Genomic DNA, 13436 nt, shown 5'->3' with positions numbered 1-13436 from the left:
TAGGCGGCGGCGGCTGAGCCTGATCCGATGACGCCGTTCATCCAAGCGACAGCCATGTGACCGATCCATGGCGCTTGTTTCGAGCACGAACCACAGTCTAGGGTGGTTCCGACGGGCGCCGCTTTGGACCGCCCACATCAAACAGCTCGGCCATGCCGGACACCGCCGGCGCGTCCCTGAGGCGCGACGACCGGTCCAGAGGCGGAGCGCCCAGGTCGAGACCGTCGGGACGCGACGGCCCCCTGTACGGCGCCCTCGATCTCGGGACCAACAACTGCCGTCTGCTGATCGCGCGCCCGTCGCGCGAGGGCTTTCGAGTGGTCGATTCCTTCAGCCGCATCGTGCGCCTGGGCGAAGGCCTGTCGCGCACGGGCCGCCTGGACCCGGCGGCCATGGACCGCGCCTATGAGGCCCTGGCCCAATGCGCCGAACGCCTGGCCCGACGCGGCCTGACCGGCGCCCGCATCAGCGCCGTCGCCACCCAGGCCTGCCGCGCCGCCGACAACGGGACCGCCTTCATCGAGCGGGTGCGAAAGGGCACCGGGCTGAACCTGCGCGTCATCGACCCCAAGGAGGAGGCGCGGCTGGCGGTCCAGGGCTGCCTGAATCTGTTCGACCCCAGGACCGAGGCCGTTCTGGTCATCGACGTCGGCGGCGGCTCCACCGAGATGTCGTGGCTAAAGCGCGAGGGCGGGGGGTTCCGCACCGTCGCCTGGATGTCGGCGCCGCTGGGCGTGGTGACCCTGGCTGAGCGGCACCCGGAACCGGACCCGTCGGGCCCGGACTGGTACGAGGCCATGGTCGCCGACATGGCCGCCGCCGTCCGGGCGGGCGGGATCGATGACGCCGACATGCGCGGCCTGTTCGACGACGGCAGGGCGCATCTGGTGGGCACCTCGGGCGCGATCACCAGCCTGGCGGGCATCCATCTGGGCCTGCGCCGCTATCAGCGCGACCTGGTCGACGGCCTGTGGATGACCAGCGGCCAGTGCCGCGACGCCGCCGACCGGCTGATGGCTCTGGGACCGAAGGGGCGCGCCGCCGAACCGTGCATCGGGCCGGATCGCGCCGATCTGGTGCTGGCGGGCGCCGCGATCCTGGAGGCGGTGCAGCGGCTCTGGCCGTGCGAACGGGTGCGGGTCGCCGACCGTGGCCTGCGCGAGGGCCTGTTGCTGCAACGGATGAAGCAGGACCGCAGGCCCAAACGGCGTCGCCGTCGCGGCGGCGGCTCCCGTCAGGCCGACGGCGCCGGCGCGCCCGAGACCTGAACCGGCAGTTGGACGTCGCAGGCCGAGAAGTCGGCCCCGCGCGCCCGACGCGCGCTCTCGACCAGGGTTCCGAAGGTGGGAGAGCGCACATCCAGCACCTGGACCACGGGCCGTTCCGCCTCGGGCAGGTCGGCGGCCACACGGACACGGGTCATGCGATCCGGCTCTGACGTCACCGCGCCGTTTTCGCCGTCGCCGACCTTGATGGCGCGGACCACGTCCAGCCCCGACACCACCGCGCCCCAGACGGTGTAGCGTTTCTCCAACGCCGGATAAGCCTGGCGCATGAAGAAGAACTGGCTGTTGGCGCTGTCGTTGGCCTCGCCGCGCGCCATGCCCGCCACGCCGGGGCAATACAGGCCCCAACCGTGCACCTTGCCGTCGCCGGTCACGGCCATGGCCGCGTCGGGCTGGGTCTGAACCGGCAGGCTGTTGATGAAGCCGACCTCGCTTCCCATCGGCCGGGCGACCGGGACGAAGCCCATGGTCCCGTCGCGGCGGAAGGTGAACTCGGCCTCCAGGTCGGGATAAGGGCTTTGACCGTCGCCGGTGCCCAGGGGGTCGCCGGTCTGGGCCATGAACCAGTCGATCACCCGGTGCCAGACGATGCCGTCATAAAAGCCGCGCTGGGCCAGCATGCGGATGCGTTCGACGTGTTTGGGCGCGGCCAGCGGCGCCAGCTCGACCAGGATGCGGCCCTTGGTGGTGTCGATGACCAACAGGTTCTCGGGCGCCACGGCCCGCCATTCCGAGGCTGCGGCGGCGGCCGGCGCGGGCGTCTCCTGGGCCAGGGCGGGCGCGGCGGCCAGAAGCGAAAGCGCGGCGATCAGGGCGGGACGGATCATGGCGCTCTCCTCAGCCGCCCTGGGCGGGCAGTTCGATGTCGCAGACGTTGAAGGCGCCGCCGCGCGCCGCGCGGGTCCGTTCCAGCAGGGCGGCGAAGGCGGGCGAGCGGACATCCATCACCCGCACGGCCGGGCGTTCGCTCTCGGGCAGGCTGGACGCCATGCGGACGCGGGTCATGACGTCGGGATCGCCCTGAACCTGGCCGTCGGCCTCGGGGCGGCCCGCCTTGAGCGCGCGCACCGCCTCCATGCCCAGGATCACGCGGCCGAAGGCGGTGTAGCCGCCGTTCAAATCGTCCTTGCGGCCCGTCATGATGAAGAACTGGCTGTTGGCGCTGTCGGGATTGGCGGCGCGGGCCATGCCCAGGGTTCCGGGGCAGAACAGGCCGACGCCCGGCACCTTGAAGTCGGCGTTGACCATGGCCTGGGCGTCCGGCTGGGTCTGGACGGTCATGGAACCCAACAGGCCCATCTGCCCGCCGGTCGGATTGGGACCGACCGAGACGAAGCCGCCGCCGGGCGGACGACGGAAGGTGAATTCGCCGGCCACGTCGGGCAGGTCGCTGCCGCCCTGCCCCGTGCCTTGCGGATCGCCGGTCTGGGCCATGAACCCTTCGATGACCCGATGGAATTTCAGCCCGTCATAGAAGCCTTGATCGGCCAGGGCGCGGATACGCTCGACATGGCGCGGCGCCTGGGCGGGCGACAGTTCGGCCAGGATGCGGCCGTGAGCCGTGTCGATGATCAGCAGATTCTCGGGCGCGACGGTGCGCCACTCAGAGACCGCCTGGGCCGAGGCGACGCCCGCCGACAGGGCCAGGACGGCGGAAGCCAGAAACGAAACACGCGGACTCATCGGTTTTCCTTGACCTTGGCCAGCACCTGGGCGGCGACCGCCGGGCTGACGAAACTGTCGATCGCGCCGTCCAGCCGGGCGATCTCCTTGACCAGACGGCTGGCGATGGCCTGGTGACGCGGGTCGGCCATCAGAAAGACGGTCTCGATCCGGCTGTTCAGGCGCTGGTTCATCGCCGTCATCTGGAACTCATATTCAAAGTCGGCCACCGCCCGCAGGCCGCGCACGATCACCGACGCGTCCAGCTTCTCGGCGAAATGCATCAACAAGGTGTCGAAGGGCTGGACCACGATGTCGGCCTTCATGCCGGCCACCGCCTCGCGCACCATTACGACCCGTTCGTCGGTGGTGAACAAGGGACCCTTGTCGTCATTGCGCGCCACGCCGATGACCAGCCGATCGACCAGTTTCACCGCCCGGCCGATGATGTCCATATGGCCGTTGGTGACCGGGTCGAAAGTGCCCGGATACAAGCCGATGCGCATGGCGTGTCCCCCCGTTCGCCCCTTGATTAGCAGCCCGTTCCGACCGGGCCTAGTCGGGGCGCGGCGGGGTCGCGTTCAGATCGGCTGGACCGGCGCGGCGGTCCAGGCCGAGACCAGCGCGTCGATCCGCTCGGTGGACGTCGCAAAGGCCTGATCCCCGATCGAGGCGACCGCACAGGCGGGGGTGGCGCTGTTGGTGATGAAGGCGGCGTCGAAAACCGCCAGGTCCGTCAGGGTCACCGGCCGAGTCTCCTGAGCAAGGCCCGCGGCCATGAGATGGTCGGCGATCAGGGCCTGGGACACGCCCGCCAGCATCGGCGCCTGGGGCCAGATCACCCGGTCGCCGGACAGAAAGCCGATGTTGGACACGCTAGCTTCGGAGATTCGCCCGTCGGCGCCGATGAACAGGGCGTCGTCGAACCCCGCCGCCCGCGCCGCCCGCCGCGCCCGGATCAGGCCGAAAGTGGCGACGTGTTTCAGATGCGGCGCCTCGCGGGCATAGGTCTGGGGCTGAAGACGCAAGGGCCGCTCGGCCAGAGGCGATGCGGGCGCGAAGACCCCGACCGTCATGCGGGGGCGGCCGATCCAGTCGGGCGTGCGCACGCCGATCTCGGGCGCGAACAGACCGACCCGCATCCAGGCGTCGGAACGGCCGTCCAGGGCCTGGCGCATCCAGGCGCGGGCCTGGTCGTCATCGACCGCTTCGCCGAACAGTTCCAGCGCGGCGTCGCGCAGACGGGCCAGGTGCCGGTCCAGCCCCCGCACACCGCCGCCCTGGACCGCGAACGAGGTGTAGGCGCCGTAGTTGACCAGGGCTGGATGGGCCAGGTCCTCGGCCGTGGCGGGGACGCCGTCGATGAAGAGGGGCGCGCTCATCCCCCCTCTCCCTTTGGGAGAGGGCTTGAGGCTCGCGGAGCGTAGCGATGCGCCAGCCGAAAGGGCGAGGGTCGGATGTCGCCGATCATCACCCGCCAGTCGCCCCTCACCCTTTCGCGCAAGGACGACGGCTGCGGCGCCGTGCGCTCAAGCCCTCTCCCAACGGGAGAGGGATCAGGAACCTTCGCCTTCACCCGTGTCTTCGCCCTCATCTCCGCCCGCGTCGGCCAGGCGTTCGACCGAGACCACCTTCTCGCCCTCGGCGGTGCGGAAGACGGTGACGCCCTGGCTGGCGCGGCCGACGATGCGGATCTGGCCGACCGGGGTGCGGATCATCTGGCCGCCGTCGGTGACCAGCAGCAGGTCGTCGCCTTCCTCGACCGGGAAGGTCGCGGCCAGGCGGTTGCCCGCGCGGCCGCCCAGGCCGTGGGCCGTCAGCCCCTGCCCGCCCCGGCCGGTGCGGCGATACTCATAGGCCGACGAGCGTTTGCCGAAGCCGGTGTCGGTGATGGTCAGGATGAACTGCTCCGCCGCGCCCAGTTCGGCGATGCGCTCCAACGACAGGGCCGCGTCGCCGACCTCTTCGTCGCCATCGGTCTCGACCGGCGTATCGTCCTCGTCGCCCGCCGCCTTGCGCATGGCGTTGGCGTGTTTGACGTAGGCGGCGCGTTCCTCAGGCGTCGCATCGACGCGGCCCAGGACGGCCATGGAGATGACCTCGTCGCCCGGCGCCAGGCGGATGCCGCGCACGCCGGTGGAGTCCCGGCCCTTGAACACCCGCACGTCATCGGCCTTGAAGCGGATGGCGCGGCCGAGCGCGGTGGTCAGCAGCACGTCGTCCTCGCCGGTGCACAGGGCGACGCCGACCATGTGGTCGCCGTCCTCCAGCTTCATGGCGATCTTGCCGGCGCGGTTCACCGTGGCGAAGTCCGACAGCTTGTTGCGGCGCACGTCGCCCGACTGGGTGGCGAACATGATGTCGTAGTCGCCCCACGCCGCCTCGTCCTCGGGCAGCGGCAGGACGTTCATGATGCTGTCGCCCGGCTCGATCGGCAGCAGGTTGACGAAGGCCTTGCCGCGCGCGGTCGGGGCGCCCAGCGGCAGTCTCCAGACCTTGAGCTTATAGGCCTTGCCGTTGGTGGCGAAGAACAGCACCGGCGTGTGGGTCGAGGCCGAGAAGACGCCGACGATGGCGTCCTCGTCCTTCATCGCCATGCCGGACTTGCCCTTGCCGCCGCGATGCTGGGTCCGATAGGCGGCCAGATTGGTGCGTTTGACATAGCCGCCGTGGGTGACGGTGACGACCATGTCCTCACGCGGGATCAGGTCTTCATCCTCCATCTCGGCGTCGCCCTCGCCGATGACGGTGCGGCGGGGAACGGCGAACTGGTCCTTCACCTCGATCAGCTCGGCGCGGATGACGGCCAGGATGTTGGCCCGGTCGCTGAGCAGGGTCAGATGCCCCTGGATCGTGTCCGCCAGGCCGCGCGCCTCGCCGAAGATGTCGTCGCGGCCCAGGCCGGTCAGACGCGACAGGGTCAGGGCCAGGATGGCGCGGGCCTGTTCGTCGGTCAGACGCAGTTTGTCGCCGTCGATGACGACGCTGCGCGGATCGGCGATCAGCTCGACCAGGGCCATCATGTCGCCGACGGGCCAGGCCTTGGCCTGCAGCCGCTCGCGCGCCTCGGTCGGATCGGCCGAGGAGCGGATGATGTGGATCACCTCGTCGATATTGGCGACCGCCACGGCCAGGCCGACCAGGACGTGGCCGCGATCACGCGCCTTGCCCAGCTCGAACTTGATGCGGCGGACCACCACCTCTTCGCGGAAGTCCAGGAAGGCCTGGACCAGGGCGCGCAGGCCCATCTGTTCGGGCCGCCCATGGTTCAGCGCCAGCATGTTGACGCCGAACGAGCTTTGCAGCGCCGTGTAGCGGAACAACTGGTTCAGGATGACGTCGCCGGACGCATCGCGCTTCAGCTCGATGACCATCCGCATGCCCTGGCGGTCGGATTCGTCGCGGACGTCGGCGATGCCCTCCAGCCGCTTCTCGCGCACCATTTCGGCGATGCGTTCGATCAGGGTCTGCTTGTTCACCTGATAGGGCAGTTCGGTGATGACGATGGCTTCGCGATCCTTGCGGATCGTCTCGATCGCCGCCTTGCCGCGCACGATGACCGAGCCGCGGCCGTCGCGCAGGGCGTTGCGCGCGCCGGTGCGGCCCATGATCTCGCCGCCGGTCGGGAAGTCGGGACCCGGCACCAGGTCCAGCAGGGTCTCGTCCGAGACCTCGGGATCGTCCAGCAGGGCCAGGCAGGCGTCGATCACCTCGCCCAGGTTGTGGGGCGGGATGTTGGTGGCCATGCCGACGGCGATGCCGCCCGCGCCATTGACCAGCAGATTGGGAATCCGGGCCGGCAGGACCGCCGGCTCCAGCTCCTTCTCGTCGTAGTTCAGTTGGAAATCGACCGTGTCCTTGTCGATATCGGCCAGCAGGGCCACGGCCGCCGGGGCCATGCGCGATTCCGTGTATCGCATCGAGGCCGGCATATCGCCGTCGACCGAGCCGAAATTGCCCTGGCCGTCGATCAACATCAGCCCCATCGAGAAGGGCTGGGCCATGCGCACCAGGGCCATATAGACCGAGGCGTCGCCATGCGGGTGGAACCGGCCCAGCACGTCACCGACCACGCGGGCGCATTTTGAATAGGCGCGGCTAGGCTCCATGCCCAGGTCGTGCATCGAATACAGGATGCGACGGTGCACGGGTTTCAGCCCGTCGCGCGCGTCCGGCAGGGCGCGCGAGACGATCACGCTCATGGCGTAGTCGAGGTAGGAGCGGCGAAGCTCGTCCTCGATCGAGATGGGGGCGATGTCGGCGCCGCCGCCCGGAGGGGGCGCGGCGTTGTGAATGATGTCGTCGGTCAAGGAAATCTGGCTAAATCGGCCGGAATCGGAACGTGATCCGCTATCGGGTTTTCTAGCACCCGAGGGCCGGTTAAGCAAAGAAACGCCCGCCTTTTCGACCCGCCTGAACGGAAGGAAATTCCATGCGCCCCGCCTTGATCGCCGCCCTGGCCGCCCTGCCGCTCGCCGCCTGCGTCAGCGTGACCGCCAACGACTATTCCACCACCGCCCCGGAACGGGCGCCGACGGGTGATTTCGGCGAGGCGACTCTGATCGACGGCTCGGGCGCGCGCATCGGGCGGGCGGTTCTGACCCAGGGACCGACCGGCCTGTTGATCCGCATCGAGGCCGAGGGCCTGGCCCCCGGCTGGCACGGCGTGCACATCCACGCCACGGGCGAATGCGCGGCCCCCTTCACCTCGGCCGGTGCCCATGTGAACCACGGCGAACCCAAGGCGCCGCACGGCCTGTTGAACGCGAACGGACCCGACGACGGCGACCTGCCCAACATCCACGCCGACGCCCAGGGCCGCGTCCAGGCCGAGCTGTTCACCACCCGCGCCCGCATCGCCCGATCGGGTCCCGGCCAGTGGTTGTGGGACGAGGACGGCTCGGCCCTGGTGATCCACGCCGCCGCCGACGATCACGCCAGCCAGCCGATCGGCGGCGCGGGCGCCCGCGTGGCCTGCGGAGTGATGGCGGCCGGCTGACGCCGCCCCCTATCGTCTGTCGGCGGCTTGAGGGATCATGCCTTGGCCGCACCGGCCCTGAGGTTGCGTTCGGCCAGGGAGACCACGCCGACCCCGGCGATGGTCAGGGCCGCTCCGGTCAGGATCTGGACGGTCAGCACGTCGCCCATCATCCAGCCGATCAGGATCGACACGAGCGGCGTGGCCAGGAAATAGGGCGTCACCCGTCCCGCCTCGCGCTTCTGCACCAGCCAGAAGACCAGGGTGGTGGCGACCACCGAGGAGACGAATCCGGCCCAGAACACGCAGGCCCAGACCAGGGGCGTCGCCTGGCGCATGGCCTCGACCTGGCCGGTCTCGAACATCGCCGAACCCAGTGCGAGCGTTGGCAGGGCGACACAGGCCAGCAGGCCCTGCATCTTCAGCGGCGGAATGGAGGTGGTGCGGCGGGCGATCACCGTGGTCACGGCCCAGGCGGCCGAGGCGGCGATGACGACCAGAATCGCCTTCCAGTCCTGGATGGCGTGGGCGTCCAGCGACATCCAGCCGACCCCCAGAAGCGCCAGCCCCAGTCCGACCATGGCGAATTTCGACAGCCGTTCGCCCAGCATCAGCCAGGCGAACAGGGCCGTGAACGGAATCCACAACTGCGACGCCACCGACACCGGGCTGACGTCATGCGCCAGCCAAAACCCCAGATAGATCAATCCATAGTGGATCGGCCCGCCCAGGATGACGATGATCGCCAGGCTCTTCCAGTTCGGAAAGGGCGGCCGTACGAAGGCGACCAGACAGCCCGCCGCGACGGCGAAGCGCAGAGTCCCCATCAGCAACGGCGGCAGGGTGTCGGTGGCCACCTTGGCGGCGGCGTTGTTGACGCCCCAGATGACCACGACCGCCGCGATGGCGGCGATCTCGACCAGGGTCAGGCGATGACTGTGCGGGGGGGCGGGAACGGCGTCGGTCACCCCTCGCCTATCGCACGGCGACGCCGGGTCAGGGTCTCACATTGCGTGACCCGGCGTTTCGCCCCTGTTCGATCAGAACGGGATGTCGTCGTTCAGGTCGTAGCTTTCCTTGGGACCCGAAGGCTTGTTGGCGCCGCCGGTCGAGAAGCCCGAGGCATAGTCGTCGTCCGAACGGCCCGCGCCGCCGCCGTCGCCGCGCCCGCCCAGCATAGTCAGTTGCCCGCCGAAGCGCTGGATCACCACCTCGGTGGTGTATTTCTCGACGCCGTTCTGTTCGTATTTGCGGGTCGATAGCTGGCCCTCGACGTAAACGGTCGAACCCTTCTTCAGATAGTTTTCCGCGACCTTCACGATGTTGTCGTTGAAGATCACCACGCGGTGCCACTCGGTCTTTTCCTTGCGCTCGCCGGTGGATTTGTCGCGCCAGGTCTCGGACGTCGCCAGAGACAGATTGGCGACCCGGTCGCCGTTGTTCAGGGTGCGGATCTCCGGGTCCTTGCCCAGATTGCCGACCAGAATGACCTTGTTGACGCTGCCAGCCATCGCCGTTTTCCTTGTTCTTGGAGCCGCCTCGAGGATGGGACGGCCCGCTGTTCGTTGACGCCGTCATAGCCGACGGCGCTGAAATGTTCCAGTTCTGTTCCGCTCAGCCCGCCGGGGCGGCCGGAGCGGCGGAGGCGGCGTCGATGTCGCGCTGAATGGCGCCGGGGATGGCCAGGCGGCCGTCGCCCGTGCGCGCCAGAGCCATGAACCGCACCCCGTCCAGCGTCTGGGAGAAGGAGACGCCGCGTCGTTCGATGAAGATGTATTGGCCCTGATAGGCGCCGATGATCTCGCGGTTCGAGCCGCCCATGCGCAGGAAACGCAGGCGCATCTCCTCCAGCCGCGCGGCGCAGAATTCGATCTGCGGCTGATCGGTGGCGACGACGTGGAATTGGGGCGCGCCCTTCTCGCCCTGTTTCGGCGTTTGCACCGAATAGCAGACGCCCGCCTCACGCGGCGCTTCGGGCGCGCTCTCGCACGCGGCCAGGCCCAGGACGACGACGGCGGGGATCAGAAACGCACGCATCAATTCAGGCTCGGAAACTGGCAGTTGCGGTCCTGTTCGGCCAGGGCGCGGAAACGGTTGTTGTCGTTGGATTGTTCGACCCGACGCGGCACCAGGCGCAGGGTCAGCTCGCCCCAGCGGCCGTACTGGGCCTCGCCCGGACGGACGCAGGTTCCGGCGTACAGGGCCTGGACGCACTGATTCAGGCTCATGTTCCCCGACAGGGCGCGCCATTCCGAACCGGTATGACGCAGACAGGCCGTCCCGGTCGGAACAGCGGGCGTCGCCGCCGGCGTGGTCGGCGCGGTCGCGGGCGGGCCGACGTCGGCCGGCTCGGTCAGGGCGGCGGGCGGCAGTTCGGGAATCGGGGCGAAGGCGGCGGTCGGGGCGGCGGCCAGGGCGCCGGTGGCGTCTATGCCGACGTCCAGCGCATCCGTGGCCAGGCCGTTGCGCTGGGCGCATTCGGTCAGGGTCGCCATGCCGACATACTGGCCCTCGACGAAGCAGCGCAGTTGGCGGGTCGGCTCCAGCGCGGGGGCGTCGGCCAGGTCGACGGTCAGGCCGCCCTTGGACGCCGGCGGCGGCTCGGCCGGTCCCTGACGCCCGCCCGAGAAGACCAGCGCCAGCACCACCGCGGCCAGGACGGCCAGTCCGGCGCCGACGGCGATGATGATGCGTTTGTCGTTCGAGGCGGCCATTCGGGACTCGTGCGGGGCTGGACGGGTCCAATAACCCCGCCTGCCCTTCGACAGTCAACGCCCAATGCGGCCGGCCCGCGTCCCTAACCGCCCAGGCGGGCCAGGGCGGCCTGATAGTTGGCGAGCTGATTGGTCAGATAGGCGGGCACGGTTCCCGACCCGGCGGACGCCGCCGGTTTGGGGGCCAGGGCGCGATAGGCGTCGCGCACCGCCTTCAACGCCGCTTGCAGGGCTTCGCCCGCCGCCTTGACCGAGGCGGGGTTCGCCAGGCTGAGCGTCTTGGGCAGGTTCAGGCCGAAGGTCTGAAGCGCGTCGCCGCCGCTGGACGGGCCGACATAGCCGGGCGACAGGCCCAGACCGGCCAGGGCGTCGCGCCCGCCCTCGCCCGCCGAGATGACGGCGCCGACCTTGCCGTCGCGGGCGGTGATGGTCAGCCGCTGAAAGCCGCCGGCCACGCCGCTGAGCGCGCCCGCCTCGGCCTTGGCTTCGCTGTCGGACGAGACCGTGACCTTCAGCTTGGTCCCCGAGGCCTGTTCGATCTTGCGGGCCAGGGTCTGGAGCGTGTCGCGCGCCTCTATGGTCACGGCCGCGGCCCGGCCGCCCGAGGCGGGCGAGACATAGAAACGGTCGCCAACCCGCAGCGAGGTGGCGTCGATCAGCCGTTTGGAATCCTTCTGGTCGATGTCGCCTTGAGGCAGGCCCAGCCGGTCCAGCACGCTGGCGCCGTTCGAGACGACCGCCAGGGTCATCGGCGCGGCCTGATCGTTGTCGCCCGACCAGTTCCGGGTCCAGTCGATGGCGCCGGTGACGGCGTCCAGCCGGGTCAGATAGGCGCGGGTCGGATCGGTCGCCTTGGCGCCTTCGGCCCGGTCGTTGACGCCCGTCAGCCAGACCTTGCCGTCCACAACCTTCACATCGGCCGCCGTATCGTCGCCCGCCCCGCCGACATAGGTGACGCGGTCGGCGGCGTCGGCGGCCAGATCCGTTCTCAGACTGACGACATAGGCGTCCTGGCCGCCGTGATGGGCCTCGGCCGTCGTCGCTACGTCCAGGGCGGCGTTGCGCGTCGTGCCGCTCAGGATCACCTGTCCGCCCGAGACCGAGATTCCGGCCACATCCCCGCTGGCCAGACCCAGGTCGCGGCTAGAGACCAGGGTGGGAACGCCCGATCCGTCCAGGGCGAAACGACGCACCGTCAGCCGTCCGTCCTCGACCCCGGCGGTGTAGAGGTCCGATCCGTCGATGGTCATGGCCTGAACCGAATCGTCGCCCGTCGTGCCGAACTGGCGCGTGGCCGAGGCCGTGGCGACCACCGGCGCATAGATGTGCGCCTGGCTTTCGCTGAAGGTCTGGAGATAGCCGTCCCAGCCGCCCTGGGCGGCCTCGCCCGGCATGGCCGACTTGGCGCGGCCCGCGACCTGGACCGTGCCGTTGGGACCGAAGGCGACGGCCGTGGCCTCGTCCTCGGCGCGGGCGCCGCGACGTTGGGTCCAGACCTCCTGGCCCTCGGCGTCGAAGACGGTGACGAAGCTGTCGGCGACGGTCGCGGCATCGCCGGTCCTGCCTGGCTCCAGGGCGCCGACGACCGATCCGGCCACGGCGACACGGCCATTGGCGTCCACGTCTATGGCGTAACCGCTGGCGGTCGAGGCGGCGCCGATGGCGCGGGTCATGACCACGCGCCCGGCCGAATCGAGCTTCATCAGGGCCACGTCCCTCTGACCCTTGATCGGTTGGTTGTCCGGCCCGGCGGTCAGGTCGGCGACGATCCACATCCCGCCGTCGGGCGCGGCGGCCGAGGCCCGCACGGCGTCGACGCCGTCAGGCAGGGCGGTCTGCGAAACCCGGCCGTCGACCCATTGGGTCTCGCCGATGCGGGCCGCCCCGGTCTGATCGGCGGTGAATTTCAGCACCTGTTTTCCACCGGCGGCTCCATAACCCTGGACCACATAGGCGGCGTCGGATGCGTCGGCGGCCGAAAAGCCGACCGTTTCGGTGCTGACGCCCCGGATGACCAAGGCCCAGCGGTCGGCGCCCGCCGGAAGGGTGACGGTCTTGCCGCCGGCGGTGATCGTCTTCGGTTCGGCCTTGATCAGTTCGCGGCCCAGCCGCGTCTCGACGCCCGCCGCCTCCAGCTTGCCGTTGATGTAGCCCAGGACCTCGGTCAGGCTGCGGGTCGTCGCCCCCATCTCGGACAAATCAATGTTGACGGTCACGTCGCCGGACGTCCGTTTCAAGGTGATGTCGAAGGCCACGTCGCCCGCGAAGGCGGCCACGGCGTCATCCGGCGAGCCTTCATGGATCGGCCCGGTCAGAGAGCGGGCGCTGTCGCGCGGCACGCCCGCCGTGGACTTGCTGGTGGTCGAGGAGACGCCCGCGACCATGCGCACGCCGTCCAGCGTGGTCGCCGTCAGATAGGCATGGACCTCGGCCAGGCCCGAGGCGAAACGCTTGTCCAACAGGCTCTGTTCGCTGGAGGCCAGCCCCTTGACCGCCGCGCGATTGGTCAGGGCGGTCAAGGTGTCCAGCCCCTGGTACAGGGCGAACAGCTTCTTGTAGTCGGCCGAGGCGCCCGTCAGGTCCAGCTTGGCCGAATTCTCGTCGATGATGCGGCGCCCGCCCAGGGCGGCGCGCACCAGGGCGTCGGGCTTGGGAACCGCGGCCTTGGCGTCCCAGGGCGGGGTCGGCTGTTTCTTCTTGGCCGCCGCCGACAGCGAGGCGCTCGTCGTCGCATCCTGTGCGGTCGAACCCGACAGGCCGTACAGGCCGAGCAGATAGCTGTTGTTGATCAAGGCG

Annotated in this window: 12 protein-coding genes; 2 read left to right on the top strand and 10 right to left on the bottom strand. The window is 69.7% G+C overall.

Translation table 11 applies throughout. The features are described from left to right. Nucleotides 1-152 precede the first annotated feature (152 nt). The gene (locus V7D63_RS04190) at nt 153-1268 is read left to right on the top strand and encodes a Ppx/GppA phosphatase family protein (protein ID WP_333591003.1); all 1116 of its coding nucleotides are present in this window, start codon (nt 153-155) and stop codon (nt 1266-1268) included. On the opposite strand, the gene V7D63_RS04185 is transcribed toward V7D63_RS04190, so the two are convergent. The 5 genes from V7D63_RS04185 to gyrA all read right to left on the bottom strand — a co-directional run bounded on the left by V7D63_RS04185 (nt 1235) and on the right by gyrA (nt 7258). Continuing rightward, nucleotides 1235-2113 (bottom strand): peptidylprolyl isomerase, encoded by an 879-nt coding sequence (locus V7D63_RS04185; protein WP_333591002.1) that lies wholly within the window; start codon nt 2111-2113, stop codon nt 1235-1237. The genes V7D63_RS04190 and V7D63_RS04185 overlap by 34 nt on opposite strands. A 10-nt stretch (nt 2114-2123) precedes the next feature. Continuing rightward, nucleotides 2124-2969 (bottom strand): peptidylprolyl isomerase, encoded by an 846-nt coding sequence (locus V7D63_RS04180; RefSeq protein WP_333591001.1) that lies wholly within the window; start codon nt 2967-2969, stop codon nt 2124-2126. Next, nucleotides 2966-3454 (bottom strand): pantetheine-phosphate adenylyltransferase, encoded by a 489-nt coding sequence (gene coaD, locus V7D63_RS04175; protein ID WP_333591000.1) that lies wholly within the window; start codon nt 3452-3454, stop codon nt 2966-2968. Before coaD ends, V7D63_RS04180 begins: the two co-directional genes overlap by 4 nt. Before the next feature lie 75 nt (nt 3455-3529). Continuing rightward, entirely contained in the window at nt 3530-4330 is an 801-nt protein-coding gene (locus tag V7D63_RS04170) for an aminotransferase class IV (RefSeq protein WP_333590999.1), read from the bottom strand. A gap of 174 nt (nt 4331-4504) precedes the next feature. Next, nucleotides 4505-7258 (bottom strand): DNA gyrase subunit A, encoded by a 2754-nt coding sequence (gyrA, locus tag V7D63_RS04165; RefSeq protein ID WP_333590998.1) that lies wholly within the window; start codon nt 7256-7258, stop codon nt 4505-4507. A gap of 122 nt (nt 7259-7380) precedes the next feature. On the opposite strand from gyrA, the gene V7D63_RS04160 reads away from it, so the two are divergent. Then, complete coding sequence (locus V7D63_RS04160; RefSeq protein WP_333590997.1) at nt 7381-7947, top strand: superoxide dismutase family protein; 567 nt, start codon at nt 7381-7383, stop codon at nt 7945-7947. Between the two features lie 35 nt (nt 7948-7982). On the opposite strand, the gene V7D63_RS04155 is transcribed toward V7D63_RS04160, so the two are convergent. The 5 genes from V7D63_RS04155 to V7D63_RS04135 form a co-directional block, all read right to left on the bottom strand. Continuing rightward, entirely contained in the window at nt 7983-8894 is a 912-nt protein-coding gene (locus V7D63_RS04155) for a DMT family transporter (protein ID WP_333590996.1), read from the bottom strand. A 72-nt stretch (nt 8895-8966) separates the two neighbouring features. Beyond that, nucleotides 8967-9437, bottom strand: coding sequence for a single-stranded DNA-binding protein (gene ssb / locus V7D63_RS04150; RefSeq protein WP_333590995.1), 471 nt, complete (start codon nt 9435-9437; stop codon nt 8967-8969). Between the two features lie 103 nt (nt 9438-9540). Next, the gene (locus V7D63_RS04145; RefSeq protein ID WP_333590994.1) at nt 9541-9963 is read right to left on the bottom strand and encodes a hypothetical protein; all 423 of its coding nucleotides are present in this window, start codon (nt 9961-9963) and stop codon (nt 9541-9543) included. After that, nucleotides 9963-10640, bottom strand: a complete 678-nt coding sequence (locus V7D63_RS04140; protein ID WP_333590993.1) for a hypothetical protein — start codon at nt 10638-10640, stop codon at nt 9963-9965. The genes V7D63_RS04145 and V7D63_RS04140 overlap by 1 nt, the downstream gene beginning before the upstream one ends. 83 nt (nt 10641-10723) lie before the next feature. After that, nucleotides 10724-13432 carry a transcriptional regulator gene (locus V7D63_RS04135; protein ID WP_333590992.1) on the bottom strand — a complete coding sequence of 903 codons (2709 nt, stop codon included), beginning with the start codon at nt 13430-13432 and terminating at the stop codon, nt 10724-10726. Nucleotides 13433-13436 lie beyond the last annotated feature (4 nt).

It is taken from the genome of Brevundimonas sp. (assembly GCF_036732845.1).
In the GTDB taxonomy this organism is placed as follows: Bacteria; Pseudomonadota; Alphaproteobacteria; order Caulobacterales; family Caulobacteraceae; genus Brevundimonas.
This window is presented reverse-complemented; position numbering and strand designations above follow the sequence as displayed.